Below are 13,483 nucleotides of genomic sequence, written 5' to 3'. Positions count from 1 at the left end.
GGCTTCCTGTTTCAACGCGTCGTGCCGGGACCTGGGTCCCTGGTCTTACCGTCGCTCCGCAGGCGTTTTGGGTCTCCGTGATGTCCCTCGGCGACCTTGAGTGTGTACAGCCGTCTGCCCTCTTGGCGGGTGTTGTCGGCGGCGTTGGTGTCTCTGTCGTGCACGGTCCCGCACCCTTGGCAGGTCCAGGTGCGGACGCTCAGGGGTTTGGGGCCGTCGATACGGTGACAGGCGGGGTTCGAGCAGCGCTGGGAGGAGGGGAACATCCGCCCGACCCGTTGGAAGACCCGCCCGTACCGGGCTGCTTTGTATTCGAGCATGTTCAGGAAGCTGGACCAGGCCGCGTCGTGGATCGACTTGGCGAGCCTGCCGCGGGCCATGCCCTTCACGTGGAGCGTCTCGACATGGACCGCTTGGTGTTCGCGGACCAGCCGGGAGGACAGCTCGTGGTGGAAGTGGTGGCGGGCGTCGGCGACCTTGGCATGCTGACGGGCCAACGCCCGCCGTGATTTCTCCTTGTTCTTCGATCCCTTCGTCTTACGGGCATGCTCCCGCTGGAGTTTCTTGAGTTTCTTCTCCGCGCGGCGCAGGAACCGCGGTGAGGCGATCTTCTCGCCGCTGTCCAGGACTGCGAAGTGCGTGAGGCCCATGTCCAGACCCACCTCGCGCCCGGCCGCGTCCTCCACAGGCCAGCGCTGCGCGTCGGTGTCCGGGTCGGTGTCGACGACGAAGGAGGCGAAGTACCGTCCGGCAGCGTCCTTGATCACGGTGACCGTGGACGGGGCGGTAGGCAGCGTGCGGGACCAGCGCACCCGGATCTGGCCGATCTTCGGCAGGATCAGCCGGCCCGTCTCGGTGATCTTCCAGCGGGCGTTCGCGGTGAAGCGCACCGCCTGCCTTTTGTCCTTGCGGGATTTGAAGGTGGGCGCACCGACCGGTGGCCCCTTGCGCTTGCCGCTGCGGGAGTCGAAGAAGGCACGGTAGGAGGACTCGAGATCCCGCAAGGACTGCTGCAGCACCACCGAGGACACCTCACCCAGCCACGTTCGCCCCTCACGCTTCTTGCCCTGGGTGAGCACGGTCTTGGACAGGTCCCCGGCACCGATCCACGGCTCCTTGGCCGTGTACGCGGCACGGCGCAGCGCGAGCGCGTCGTTGAACACCACCCGCGCGCAGCCGAACGTCCGCGCCAGCATCATCTGCTGGAACGGGGTCGGTTCGAGCCGGAAGGCGTACCGCAACTGCATGACACCGAACTCTAAACACGTGCACCCCGACCGAAGAGAAATTCCCGCCCGATCATCCGATCCAGTGAACTCGCGTAACCTTCTGCGCTTTCCGGCTCCGCACGATTCCGGGGCACCCCGCACCCCGAATGGCGAGATCGGTTTCACCTCCCGACTGAAGCCGGGAGCACTGCCGATGAAACCGGTAGCCGCGCCCGCCACGGAACCACCCGCCTGCCCCGGGCCCCCGCCATCGCCTCGCGGTACGGCCGGAACCTCACGGGGAAAAGCGCCGCACGAACGGCTTTCCGCCCCTCTATCCACCTGATTCAGCCGCATTCTTGACGGGGCCCTTCTTCTTGATCAACTCTGGTCGGCACGGAGGCCGAGGGAGCGCGCACACGTTCAGGAGAGAGGAGATATGTGATCGCCGACCGACTGGATCTGCCCACGCCCTGGGCCGCCCGTCCGCTCAGCGGCACCGCCGAGGAAGGCCGCCTGCTGTCCCGCTGGATGGGCCAGGAGTATCTGGCGGAGACCTGGCACCAGGCCTGGCCCCCGGGAGCGCTGGAGTGACGAGCTGCGCCGGCTGCACGAGAGCCGGGAGGGCGGGCCGTTCCTGATCACGTACGAGGGCAGGCGGTTCGCCTATATCGAGGTCTACCGGCCGCTGCACTCCAACATCGCCGCCTTCCAGCCCTGGAGCCGGCACGACCTGGGCTTTCACCTGGCGATCGTCGACCGGGCGCTGATCGGGCACGGGCTGGGCACGGCGTTCGTGTCGGACCTGGTGCGGACGGCTGTTCCGGTGCTCGCCCGAGGCGGAACGCGTCGCCGCCGAGCGCGACGTGCGCAATCTGGCCTGCCGCAGGGTGATGGAGCGGGCCTGGATGTCCTGGGTGAGAACGGTGCGGTTGCCCCACAAGGCGGCCACCCTCCACGTCTGCCTCCGGTCGCGGGTGCGGCCCGCGCCCGAGCGGCCGGGCGTCGCGGCACCTCTCGGCGGGCGGCCGGAGGCACGGCACCCGGCCGCCTGAAGTCCATCGGGCCGCTCTGCGGGGCCCGCCGGGGCGTACCGGCGGGCCCCGCAGAGCGCGAAAGCAGACCAACCACTTGATCCCGGGACATCGGGCGGCGCCGGTCCCGAAGTCTCCACTAGATGGTCACAACCACTGTCCGAGGATCGAGCTCCGCCCCGCTTGGACACCTGGTCGAGTTGCTAGCTTGGCCTGAAGCAAAGGCGCTCATCAACCGCGACGAAAAGCAGCGGACGCACGGGGGAAGGGTTTTCCATGGCATGGGACGAGTGGGAACAGCTGAAGGCGGACGCCGCCCATCGGCAGTCCACCGGGATGCAGCTGAACCAGCTCGACCCCGGCGGCGGCGGCTCGGCGGCCCTGCCCGGGCAGACCGGTGACCTCAAGGTGACCAACGGCGATCTGGTGAAGATCGGCAGCCAGGCACACGGCCTCTACGACGAGCTGCGGGGCAAGGCCCGGGTAGCCGTTCCCAGCAGCGACAAAGCGGCTCCGGCGACCTGAGCGGCCAGGGCTTCGCTTTGGGCGGCGGGCTCAAGCACGTATCGAAGCGGTGGGACGAGCAGCTGAAGTCGCTCATGGACGCCTGCGCCCATATCGCCAACCACATGCAAGTCACCAAGAAGGTGCACGCCGGCGACGACCACTACATCCAGCGGCAGATGAGCAGCATCGACGCCCTGGACGCCGGGTTCGACGAGCGGGTCGGCGAGCCGGGGAAGAAGAACCCGGCGTACGAGCCGAAGAAGTAGCAGCGCGACCAAGACGTAGAGGGAGAATCGACCACTCATGGATCTCGACGCGCTGCGCTTCGGCAATTTCGCGACGCTCGACGAAGCCGTCTCCGACTGGGGCCTGCTCGTACGCAACCTCGCCCAACTGAAGAAGCAGGCCGAGGACGGGTTGCGCAAGGCCGCCAACTCGGCCGACTGGGCCGGCCTGAACGCCCAGGTCACCAAGGAGTTCGTCGGCAAGACCGCCGGTGAGTTCGCCGACGCCCACACCCAGGCCAACACCATCAGCAAGATCCTCACCGACACCCGCGACGAGTTGCGGCAGCACAAGAAGGACGTCGAGGAGGCCATCAGCCGCGGAGCCCGGAAGAATCTGACCGTCGTCGACAACGGCGGCGGTGGTTTCACCGTCACGATGAACATCCACCCGGACCGAGCGGCGAAGGGCACCTCCGTCGCGGAGCACGACCAGAGCGATGTCACCGCGCTGCGCGACGAAGTGCAGGGGATTCTCAAGAAGGCCACGGAGAGCGACACCTCGGCGAGCAAGGTACTGACCGCGATTGCCAATCAGTCCACGATGGGCTTCTCGGACGCCTCCTACAAGGACCGTGACTCCGCGGTCGAGGCCGTCCAGGCGGCCGAGAGCCTCGCCAAGATCGCGGTGAAGAACCCTGAGGACCTCACACCCGCCGACTTCGACAAGATCAACGGCGGTCTGGACAAGTACAAGAACGACCCGCTGTTCGCCGAGCGGTTCGCCACGCAGCTCGGGCCCCAGAAGACCCTCGAGTTCTGGCAGGGCATCAACGACCCGGCCGTGAACCCGCATGTGGGCCGCGAACGGCTCGACAAGCTCGACGACCTCCAGCGCAATCTCGGCCTCACGCTCGCCACCGCCACCCAGAGCGACTCCGCCGACATGGCGAGCTGGAAGGGCAACATGATCAAGCTGGGCGAACAGCCCATCGGCCGGGACGGCGGCGGCCCCATGGGCTTCCAGGTCATGAGCAACCTGATGCGGACCGGCGACTACGACGACCGGTTCCTCACGAGCTACGGCACCAAGCTCATGGAGACGGAACGCAAGCTCACCGGCAACGGTGAGCACGAGAACATGGCGTGGCAGCACCGGGGCCCGGACGCGTGGCTCAACCGGATCGGCGAGGACAGCGGCAACGACCCGCTGACCGGCTACCTCAAGGGGCTGTCCAACAGCCCGGACGCGGCGACCGACTTCTTCAACGAGGAGTATGTCTCCAAGGAGGACTCTCCCTTCGAGCGCGATACTGACGACAACGGCAAGAACGGGAAGATCCCGCTCTCCAACTTCCAGTACCTCTTCGAGGAGCGGGAGTGGCCGCAGGAGGCCAACTCCTCAAGGGCGACGACGACAACACCGGCCGCAACACCCTCGCCCTCGCCCTGGAGGCCGCCACGACCGGGCACCCGGCGGGCGAGCTGCCGACGGTGGACACTCCGGCCCACAACGAGGGGCAGACCAAGCTCTTCGAGTCGCTCGTGGCCTCCGTCGCGGACGACAACGAACGGCTCACCAAACACAACTACATGGGCGACAGCATCGGGCAGATCACCTCGGAGTACCTGCCGGACATCAACCGGGCCATGACGAACGACTCGGACGGGGAAACAGACAAGCTGTTCCCCGTGGCCGGCAGCTCTGCCACGCTCAACCACCGCGAAGTGAACGCCCTGTTGCTGACCGTGGGACAGAACGCCGAGGGGTACGCGGCCGTGGAGGTGGCCAACAAGGTGTACATGGCGAACCTCATGGACTACCACATGAACCCGGATCTGCCAGCGGACAAGGTCTACTCGAAGGACACCGAGTTTGCCGTTCTGGAGGTCGCCAACGGTTCGGGCGAGGTGTCCGGGACGCTGGCCATGGGCCGCCAGGAAGCGGTCGCCGGCGAAGCCGAGGAAAAGGACAAGAAATACGAGCAGTCCGTGGCGCAGTGGAAGAACGCCATCTCGGGGGGCATCGGTACGGGTATCGGCGTGGGTACGTCGTTCGTCGCCAGCCCGGTCGGCGGCGCGGTGGCCGGCGGCTTGGCGGAGACGGCGAGCAGCATGGTCCTGGAATCCTTCTTCAAGGACGCCGAGGGGAAGGCCAAGGACGACGCCGGTCCTGTCATGGGCGAGCGGTGGGAGAGCGGCGTCGACAAGAACTCGGAGTACACCGAGAAGGCCGTGGAGGCAGCGGCGAAGGCGCACGGCCGCGACGACCTGATGGACAACAGCATCGACGAGAAGGCGCGAGCGTCCACTCAGGACGGGTTCCGGGCCGCAGGTACGAACACCGAGCAGCTGAATCCCCACTTGAAGACGGACATCTGACCGCATGCCCAGGGACGGCGCCTGCGCGTCTTCCCCGCCCCCACATCGAAAGGCCTGTCACGTTGTCTGTCAGTGGAACTATTCGGCGTCGCCGGTTCATCGGCAGGGCCGTCTCTCTGTCGGCCGCCGTCGCCCTCGCTGCCACCCTGTCGGCGTGCTCCAGCGACGACCCGCCCAAGAAGGCGTACACCGTGCCCACCTCTCTGTGCGGGATCACCGTGGACCCCGCACTGGTGAAGGCCGTACTGCCCGGCGGCGAGTCCCTCACCATGGCCACAACGAAGCCGAACGGCGGAACGGTCCGCTGCAACCTGTCCGTGGACGGCAAGGAGGCTCTCAGCCTCGCCCAGACCTGGTGGACTCAGGGGCAGACCACGGCAACGGTCTCGCAGGGATACTCCAACACGGACGACGGGACCATGTCGGAAGACGAACGCTTCGTCTACACCGGGAAAGCCGGCGTAGGCAAGACCGTCCCTTCTTGCAAGGTATCGGAGCAGCCGGAGCAGGACCTCTACATAGCGGTTGAGACCCGCGACTCGGGCATCGACGACCCGGCCGCCATCGAGAAACTGCTCCTCGCCTACACCAAGGCGGTCGAAGGGACAGCCGCCTGCGGGTGACCCCGCCCGGCGCACAAGGGGGGCGTCCGGCCCTGATGCGGCTGGGCGCCCCTCAGCGCTGTCCGGCCGGCTGTCGCACCGGGGAGCCGCCGAGCAGATGAACTCCCATGTGAAGACGGACATCTGACCGCATGCCCGGAGGCGTCGCCCGCCGTGTCTTCCCCGCCCCCACATCGAAAGGCTTCTCGCGTTGTCTGTCCGTGAATCTCTCCGGCGCCACAGGTTCATCGGCACGGCCGTCTCCCTGTCGGCCGCCGTCGCCCTCGCCTCCACCCTGGCCGGATGCTCCGGCGACGAACCGCCCAAGAAGGCGTACACCGTGCCCCCATCCCTGTGCGGGATCACCGTGGACCCGGCACTGGTGAAGGCCGCACTGCCCGGCGGCGACTCCCTCACCACGGCCACCACGAAGCCGAACGGCGGAACGGTCCGCTGCAACCTGTCCGTGGACGGCAAGGAGGCCCTGAGCCTCGCCCAGGCCTGGTGGGGGGACAGGGACAGCGCGGCAGGGGTCGCACAGGCATACGCCAACACGGACGACGGAAAGTTGTCGGACGACCTCCGCTTCGTCCACACCGGGAAAGCCGGCGTCGGTCAGACCATTTCCTCCTGCAAGGTGTCGGAGCACCCGGAGCAGGACCTCTACACGGTGGTCGAGACCCGCGACACCGGCGTCGACGACCCGGACGCCATCGAGAAACTGCTCGTCGCCTACACCAAGGCGGTCGAAGGGTCAGCCGCCTGCGGGTGACCCCTCCCCGCGCACAAGGGGGCGTCCGGCCCTGATGCGGCCGGGCGCCCCTCAGCGCTGTCCGGCCGGCTGTCGCACCAGCGAGTCCCACAGGGCCACGGCGTGGTCCACGGTGGAGCGGAGCCGTTCCGGGGGCACGCCGTCCCGGGCCTCTATCGACAGCCCGTGCAGGATGGTCGCGTAGAAGGCGGCGATCGCGCGGACGTCCGCCCCCGGCTCCAACTCCCCCTCCTCCACGGCCCGCCCCAGCCGCTTCTCCAGCTCCGCGACCGAGGCCCGCCGCCACTGGGCCAGGTGCTCGGCGACTTCCTTGTTCTGGTGCGAGCAGTTCGTGGCCGCCAGCACGATCATGCAGCCGCTCGGCGTCTCCGGGTCGGTGAAGGTGTCGATGTTGCCGCGCAGCATGGCCTCCACCGCGGCCCGCGCCGTCGGCGCCTCGCGCAGCGCGCGGTTGGTCGCCGAACCCGCGGTGCGGTCGTAGAGCGCGACGGCCTCGCGGAACAACTGCTCCTTCGAGCCGAAGGTGTTGTACAGGCTGGCCGAGTTGATGCCCATGACGGCGGTCAGGTCCGTGAGCTTCGTGCCCTCGTAACCGAGCTCCCAGAACGTCTCCATCGCGCGCCGCAGCGCCGCGGCCCGGTCGAACGCGCGCGGTCGGCCTCGTTCGGCCATGTCTGCCTCCTCGGGGATGGGTTGACCCTTGGCCATCGTGCCTGTTTAGTATTTCTGGATCGTTCGACCTAGAAATCAACCTTAGCGTGAATGGAGCGGGATGCCTCAGCTTGCGGGCAAGGTGGCACTGGTGACCGGGGGAAGCCGAGGCATCGGTGCCGCGACCGCCCTCCGACTGGCGGAGGAGGGTGCGGACGTCGCCCTGACGTATGTGAGCGCGGCCGACAAGGCCCGGGAGGTCGTCAAGGCGATCGAGGCGCTCGGACGCAAGGGCCTGGCCATCCGGGCCGACAGCGCTGACCCGGCGGCCGTCGTCCGGTCCGTCGAGCAGACGGCGGCGGAGCTCGGCCGGCTCGACATCCTGGTGAACAACGCCGGCGTCTTCCCCTACGGCCCGATCGAGGGCGTGACGCTGGAGGAGATCGACCGCACGCTGGCCGTCCACGTGCGCGCCGTCTTCGTTGCCACCCAGGCGGCCATCCCCCACCTGGGACACGGCGGCCGCGTCATCAGCATCGGCAGCTGCTGGTCCAACCGCGTGCCGGTCCCCGACGTGACGCTGTACGCCATGAGCAAGTCGGCGCTGATCGGCTTCACCAAGGGCCTGGCCCACGACGTGGCGTCCAAGGGGATCACCGCGAACATCGTGGACCCCGGGCCCACCGTCACCGACATGAACCCGGACGGCACGGACGAGGCCGAGGAGGAGCGGCTGAGGACCGCGGCGAAGGTGCTGGGCGAGGGGGCCGACACGGCGAAGGCCGTGGCCTTCCTCGCCGGCCCGGACGCCCAGTGGATCACCGGCACCTCACTGGCGGTCGACGGAGGCTACACCGCCTGAGCCCGCCAGGGCCGCCGGACGGCGACGAGGAGCAGGAGTCGGTGCCGGTGGCGGTGGCGGTGGCAGTGGCGGTGGCGGTGGCGGAACCGTCCGGGTCGGCCCGTCGGCCGTTCCGCTGCCGGACGCCGTTCCAGAAGGCCGGTGGGCGAAGATGGGGTGCCCCGTCCTCAGCCCGCAAGGAGTGCCCGTCGATGCCAACCTCCGGTCCCGGCTCGCGGCCACCGACGATCGCCGATGTCGCGCGGCTCGCCGAGGTGTCGCGTACGACGGTCTCCCACGCCCTCAACGGGATCGGCAAGGTCGATCCGCGGACCAGGGAACGCATCAAGCGGGTCGCCGCCGAGCTCGGCTACCGGCCCAACCTCCGGGCCCAGCGGCTGCGCCGGGGGGAGGCGAAGGCCATCGCGCTCGCCTCCTCGATGCCGTTCGCGGTGGCCGGTGGGCCGTCGCGGCTCGGGTTCTACATGGAGATCGCCGCCGCCGCCGCGGAGAGCGCGTTGCTGCACGGCTACGCCCTGGTGCTCGTACCGCCGGTGCAGTCGGGGTCCGCCCTGTACTCCGTCGACATCGACGGCGCCATCGTCGTCGAGCCCGACGTGAACGACGCCGCTGCCGCGCAGCTGCGGGAGCGGGGCCTGCCCTATGTGGCGCTCGGCCGGCCGGTGTCGCCGGACGACCCGTCGCCGTACGTCGATCTGCGAGGCGGCCTGGTCGCCGAGTTGCTGTTCGCGCATCTGCGCGAGCAGGGTGCCCGGCGGCCCGCGCTGATCGTCGGCTCCGGATCACGCCACTCGTCGGTCGACGCGCTCGCCGCGTACGAGCGGGTCGCCGAGCGGTACGGCTGGGAGCCCGTCGTCGCGAGCGCCCCGGAGGCCGGCGGCGAGCAGGCCGGGTACGAGAGCTGTGCCGCCCTGCTGGCCGAGCACCCCGCCACCGACGCGGTCTGCGCACTGGTGGACGCGTTCGCGGTGGGCGCGGTGCGGGCGATCCGGGACAGCGGACGGACCGTGCCGGGCGACGTCATGGTCGTCACCCGCTACGACGGACTGCGTGCGCGCACCTGCGAGCCGCCGCTGACCGCCGTGGACCTTCATCTGGACCGTGCGGCAGCAGCCGCGGTGGAGTTGCTGCTCGGCCGGCTGCGCGGCGATGGCGCCGCCGCCGCGGTGGCGACGGCGCCCGAGCCGCGGGTCGTTCCGCGTGCCTCGTCGCTCCGGGTCACAGCCCGAGCATGAGGACCAGACCGGAGACCAGGGCGAAGACGAGTACGCACAGCCTCATGCGGCGCGCGTCCAGCCGGTGGTGCACCAGCCGGCTCAGCCACGCGCCCACGGCGATCACCGGCAGCAGCGCCGCCGCGAGACCCAGATGCCCGGGCTCGCCCTCCCCGGTCGCGAACAGCAGGCCCAGCGAGGCCACTTCCCCGACGAGGAAGCAGGCGGCGACGGTCGAGCGCAGTTCCGCGGGCGGCCGGTGCTGGTAGACGAGCGCGAGCGGTGGCCCGCCGACGCCGGTCGCGGTCTCCGTGAGTCCGGTCACCACGCCCGCCCCGAGGTAGGCGACCCGACCGGGGGTGAAGGCGGGGGCGGCCAGGCTGACCACCGCGGCCAGCACGGTGGCGATGCCGACGAACAGGCCGATGCTGCGGTCCGGGATCAGCCAGAGCAGCGCGAGCCCGGCGGGCGTGGCGGCCAGCCGGGCCCCGGTGATCCAGCCCGCGCCGCGCAGGTCGATCGAGGCGCGTTCGCGCCAGGCGACGTACAGGTTGAGCGGGATCATGGCCGCCAGGACGAACACCGGGAGCAGGCCGGGGTCGAGCATCCCGGCCACGGGCGCGACGATCAGGGCGAAGCCGAGACCGCTGCTGCCCTGGACGAACGCGGCGACGGCCACCGTGACGGCGAGGACCGCGAGTGCTTCCGTACTCACCGTGCGGTGCTCCCCTGCTGTGCCGCCGTGGCTGGGGTGCTCCCCTGCCGTGCCGCCGTGGCTGCGGTGCTCTGCTGCCGTGCCGCCGTGGACGTGGGGTGAACCCGCGTGATGGGCGCCTTCTCGACTGCGGTGCGGGCCAGTTGGGCCGCGTGCCGTACGAAGGCGGGGCCGTCCCAGCCGGTGGGCAGGCCGCGCCACAGGCGTAGGTCACCGGCGACGAACACGGCGGTGATCTGGTCGCGGTTGCCTCGGCGTACCAGCTCCCACGGCACGTCCCGGGAGAGCGCGAGCTCGGGGGTGGTGAGGTCGACGAGGAGGAAGTCGGCGGCCAGTCCCTCGGCGACCGTACCGGTGCGGGCACCGAGGCCGACCGCGTCGGCGCCCCCCGCGGTGGCGTGTTCGAGCCAGGTCCAGCCGGCGCCGCACGACGAGTCCCCGGAGGCCAGTCCGTAGGCGATCCGCTGGGCGAACTCGGCAGCTTCCGCGAGCCGGAACCCGTCGCCGCGGGTGCCGTCGGTGCCGAGTCCGAAGCGGATGCCGCGCTCGGCCATCGCGGTTGCGGGGGCGACGGCGTTGCCCTTCCAGGCGCTGGCCACCGGGTTGTAGCTGACGGCGGTCCCGGTGTCGGCGAGCAGGGTCAGTTCGCGGGGGGTGAGCAGGGTGGCGTGGGCGGCGAGCAGTTGAGGGCCGAGCGCACCGATCCTGTGCAGGTGTTCGAGCGGGCGCAGCCCGTGCCGTACGAGAGAGCGTTCGACACCGGCCAGATGCTCGTTGACGTGGATCTGCACGACCGCGCCGGCCTCCGCCGCGAGACGTGCGGTGCGGTGGAGGGTCGTCGAGGTGGCCGCCTCGGGGATCGAGACGGCGAGGGAGGCGTGGATCAGCGGATCGCCGTCGTACCGGGCGAGGTGCTTCTCGGCGTTTTCGAGGACGGCGGCGGTGGTCGCGGCGTCCTCGGCGGCGGTCGCGGCCTCGCCGGTGACGTCGTTGCACACGAGGCCGAGTACGCAGCGGATTCCGGCGTCACGAGCGGCCGACGCGACGATGTCGACGTCCACATCGGCACGCGTACCGGCGTCGGTGACGGTGGTGAAGCCGCCGCGCAGGGCCTCCAACGCCGCCAGTTTGGCCGCGGCATAGGCCGATTCCTCGTCCAGCGCCCCCTCCAGCGGGACCCAGACCCTGCGGAAGATCTCCGACGGCTCACCGAAGGCGAGCGCGGAGCCGAAGCTCTGGGTCAGATGGTGGTGGGCGTCGACGAAGCCGGGCATCAGGAGATGGCCGGGGAGCGTGACGGCGTCGAGGTGCGGGTGCGTACGCGCCAGTTCCCCGGCGGGACCGACGGCACGGAAGGAGCCGTCGGCGACGACGACCGCGTGGCCGGCGACGGGACCTTCCGGCAGCAGCACGGCATCGGGTACGAGGAGGAGCGGGCCGGCGGAGTCGAGGTGGTCGCGGGTGAGCTGGGTCATCGGTCGCTTTCCGTGCGTGAGGTGGTCAGCCGGGCGGCAACGCGCGGCCTGACGTGGTGGAACAGGATGTTGAGTACGGCGGCGACGAACGCGCCGACGGCGACGCCGCTTTCGAGGAGGATGCGGACGTTCGGCGGGAAGCCGGCGTACACGCCGGGGATGAGGATCGGCAGCAGACCCAGCGCCAGGGCGACGGCGCAGATGAACGTGGAGGTGTGCTGGTCGAGGTCGGAGCGGCCGAGCATCTGCACGCCGAGCACGGTGATCACCGCGAAGACGACCATCGCCGTGCCGCCGACCACGGCGGACGGGACGACACTGATCGCGCGGGTCACCGGCGCGAGGAACCCGATGACGATGAGGACCACACCGGCGGCGGCGGTCACGTAGCGGCTGCGGACGCCGGTGACCCGGACGATCCCGATGTTCTCGCCGCTGGTCACCATCAGCGGCAGCCCGAAGAACCCGCCGAAGAGCGAGGTCAGCGCGTCACCGCGGACGGTCTTGGGGACGTCGGTGCGGGTGTCGATCTCCTTGCCGACGGCCTCGGCGTTGATCACCGTCTGGCCGGTGGCCTCCGCCATGGAGGCCAGGCTGTAGAGCATCAGCGGCAGCGCGGCGATCAGGCTGAACTGGGGCGAGCCGAACGGCATCAGCTCCGGCACGCTGACCAGCCCGCCATCGGCTGCGCCACCGAGGTCGATGCGGCCGAGGAACCCGGCCAGCACCGTGCCGGCGACCAGTCCGAGCATGACCGCGAGTTGCCGCAGGATGCCGGTGAACAGCAGGTAGAAGACAACGGTGAATCCGATCGTCGCCATGCCGAGCGCGAGGTTCGTCGTGTTCGCGAATCCGGGCTCGCCGGGCCGGCCGGTGACGAGGACCGCGCCGACCTTCACCAGGTTGACCCCGACGATGACGATCATGGTGCCGATGACCAGGGCCGGGAAGAACCTGAGCAGCCGCGAGAAGACCGGCAGGACGACGAAGTAGAAGGCCGCGGTGAGAATGACCGCGCCGGTGGCGGTGCGCAGACCGTGCTGCTCGGCGATGGCGATGAACAGGATGAGGGGCGCGCCGCCGGGCAGCATCACGAACGGCAGCCGGGGGCCGAACTTCCACGGCCCCAGCGACTGGATCAGCGACCCGACGCCGGAGAGCACGAACGCCGCGGAGAGCAGGTTGATGGTCAGGCCGGCGTCGAGGCGGAGGGTGGCGCTCATCAGGAAGATGGCCGAGATGGGGGTGGCGGCCATGACGAGGACGTGCTGAATCCCGAAGAGGATGATCCGCCCCAGGGGGCGCGACTCGTCGACGGGGTGCACGGCGGGGCGCGACCCGTCTGCCGAGTGAGGGGCGTCGGCGGGATGCGGGGCGTCGGGGGGATGCGGGGCGTCGTGCGTGACCGGCTCCGGCGTCGGTGGTTGTTGTTCCGCTCCGGGTGCGGGCTGGCGATGACTGGACACGTTGGAGCTCCATTCGGGCGCGAAGAACGCTCGGACATCAGCCGCGATCCAGCCCCGAACGGAGGGCCAAATCGATTTGGCCAAATCGATTTGGCCGTCAGTATGGGGAGCCTTCGCGACCATCGTCAAGAGCCGCGACGACGGCCGGCCGGACGAGCGGGTCCACCGGGCACGGGCATTCCGCCGGGCGAGGTCATTCCGCCGGGCACGGTGATGAGGACGAGGAACACCACGTGACCGGGATCCAGAGTTCAGGGTCAGAGACGCCTGATGCTCGATCCTGGGGGCGCTCACGCGAGGTGCTGCGCCGGGGCGGGCCTCTTGACCTCCCTGACGGCAGCAACTACTTTGCCGTGAACGCCGACCCACGG

Annotated in this window: 11 protein-coding genes and 2 pseudogenes; 8 read left to right on the top strand and 5 right to left on the bottom strand. The window is 69.8% G+C overall.

The features are described 5' to 3' along the window. Positions 1–11 precede the first annotated feature (11 nt). Positions 12–1,247: an RNA-guided endonuclease InsQ/TnpB family protein gene (locus N7925_RS25930; protein WP_265601826.1), complete on the bottom strand. Its 1,236-nt coding sequence runs from the start codon at positions 1,245–1,247 to the stop codon at positions 12–14. A gap of 402 nt (positions 1,248–1,649) precedes the next feature. Here N7925_RS25930 and N7925_RS25925 point away from each other — a divergent pair, with 402 nt between their 5' ends. From N7925_RS25925 to N7925_RS25900, 6 genes and pseudogenes are all read left to right on the top strand, one after another. Beyond that, positions 1,650–1,802, top strand: coding sequence for a hypothetical protein (locus N7925_RS25925; RefSeq protein ID WP_265601825.1), 153 nt, complete (start codon positions 1,650–1,652; stop codon positions 1,800–1,802). Continuing rightward, the gene (locus N7925_RS25920; RefSeq protein WP_322784842.1) at positions 1,753–2,343 is read left to right on the top strand and encodes a GNAT family N-acetyltransferase; all 591 of its coding nucleotides are present in this window, start codon (positions 1,753–1,755) and stop codon (positions 2,341–2,343) included. Before N7925_RS25925 ends, N7925_RS25920 begins: the two co-directional genes overlap by 50 nt. 175 nt (positions 2,344–2,518) lie before the next feature. Continuing rightward, positions 2,519–3,015: pseudogene (locus N7925_RS25915) on the top strand (hypothetical protein). Between the two features lie 37 nt (positions 3,016–3,052). Beyond that, positions 3,053–5,355: pseudogene (locus N7925_RS25910) on the top strand (hypothetical protein). Positions 5,356–5,417: 62 nt separating this feature from the next. Beyond that, positions 5,418–5,978 carry a hypothetical protein gene (locus tag N7925_RS25905; protein ID WP_265601824.1) on the top strand — a complete coding sequence of 187 codons (561 nt, stop codon included), beginning with the start codon at positions 5,418–5,420 and terminating at the stop codon, positions 5,976–5,978. 190 nt (positions 5,979–6,168) lie between these two features. After that, positions 6,169–6,729, top strand: coding sequence for a hypothetical protein (locus tag N7925_RS25900; RefSeq protein ID WP_274345311.1), 561 nt, complete (start codon positions 6,169–6,171; stop codon positions 6,727–6,729). Positions 6,730–6,780: 51 nt separating this feature from the next. On the opposite strand, the gene N7925_RS25895 is transcribed toward N7925_RS25900, so the two are convergent. Next, positions 6,781–7,401, bottom strand: a complete 621-nt coding sequence (locus N7925_RS25895) for a TetR/AcrR family transcriptional regulator (protein WP_265601822.1) — start codon at positions 7,399–7,401, stop codon at positions 6,781–6,783. Between the two features lie 100 nt (positions 7,402–7,501). On the opposite strand from N7925_RS25895, the gene N7925_RS25890 reads away from it, so the two are divergent. Beyond that, the gene (locus tag N7925_RS25890) at positions 7,502–8,242 is read left to right on the top strand and encodes an SDR family NAD(P)-dependent oxidoreductase (RefSeq protein ID WP_265601821.1); all 741 of its coding nucleotides are present in this window, start codon (positions 7,502–7,504) and stop codon (positions 8,240–8,242) included. A gap of 191 nt (positions 8,243–8,433) precedes the next feature. After that, positions 8,434–9,477 carry a LacI family DNA-binding transcriptional regulator gene (locus tag N7925_RS25885; RefSeq protein ID WP_274345310.1) on the top strand — a complete coding sequence of 348 codons (1,044 nt, stop codon included), beginning with the start codon at positions 8,434–8,436 and terminating at the stop codon, positions 9,475–9,477. Here the strand turns inward: N7925_RS25885 and N7925_RS25880 are convergent. Genes N7925_RS25880 through N7925_RS25870 form a run of 3 tightly spaced genes read right to left on the bottom strand, consistent with a single transcriptional unit; the run spans position 9,461 to position 13,112 of the window. Continuing rightward, complete coding sequence (locus N7925_RS25880; protein WP_265601819.1) at positions 9,461–10,171, bottom strand: sulfite exporter TauE/SafE family protein; 711 nt, start codon at positions 10,169–10,171, stop codon at positions 9,461–9,463. The two genes, N7925_RS25885 and N7925_RS25880, sit on opposite strands and share 17 nt — an antisense overlap. Beyond that, entirely contained in the window at positions 10,168–11,646 is a 1,479-nt protein-coding gene (locus N7925_RS25875; RefSeq protein ID WP_274345309.1) for an amidohydrolase family protein, read from the bottom strand. The genes N7925_RS25880 and N7925_RS25875 overlap by 4 nt, the downstream gene beginning before the upstream one ends. Continuing rightward, on the bottom strand, positions 11,643–13,112 hold the full coding sequence (locus tag N7925_RS25870) for a uracil-xanthine permease family protein (RefSeq protein WP_274345308.1): 1,470 nt from the start codon (positions 13,110–13,112) through the stop codon (positions 11,643–11,645). The genes N7925_RS25875 and N7925_RS25870 overlap by 4 nt, the downstream gene beginning before the upstream one ends. Between the last annotated feature and the right edge of the window lie 371 nt (positions 13,113–13,483).

This window comes from Streptomyces sp. CA-278952 (assembly GCF_028747205.1).
In the GTDB taxonomy this organism is placed as follows: Bacteria; Actinomycetota; Actinomycetes; order Streptomycetales; family Streptomycetaceae; genus Streptomyces.
The sequence above is the reverse complement of the archived record's forward strand: the minus strand, read 5'-3'. Positions and strand labels throughout refer to the sequence as shown.

What these genes read in the sequence shown, in the direction of transcription:
- N7925_RS25930 (WP_265601826.1), bottom strand. Translation starts at nt 1,247, where the DNA reads ATGCAGTTGCGGTACGCCTTCCGGCTCGAACCGACCCCGTTCCAGCAG.
- N7925_RS25895 (WP_265601822.1), bottom strand. Translation starts at nt 7,401, where the DNA reads ATGGCCGAACGAGGCCGACCGCGCGCGTTCGACCGGGCCGCGGCGCTG.
- N7925_RS25890 (WP_265601821.1), top strand. Translation starts at nt 7,502, where the DNA reads ATGCCTCAGCTTGCGGGCAAGGTGGCACTGGTGACCGGGGGAAGCCGA.
- N7925_RS25885 (WP_274345310.1), top strand. Translation starts at nt 8,434, where the DNA reads ATGCCAACCTCCGGTCCCGGCTCGCGGCCACCGACGATCGCCGATGTC.
- N7925_RS25875 (WP_274345309.1), bottom strand. Translation starts at nt 11,646, where the DNA reads ATGACCCAGCTCACCCGCGACCACCTCGACTCCGCCGGCCCGCTCCTC.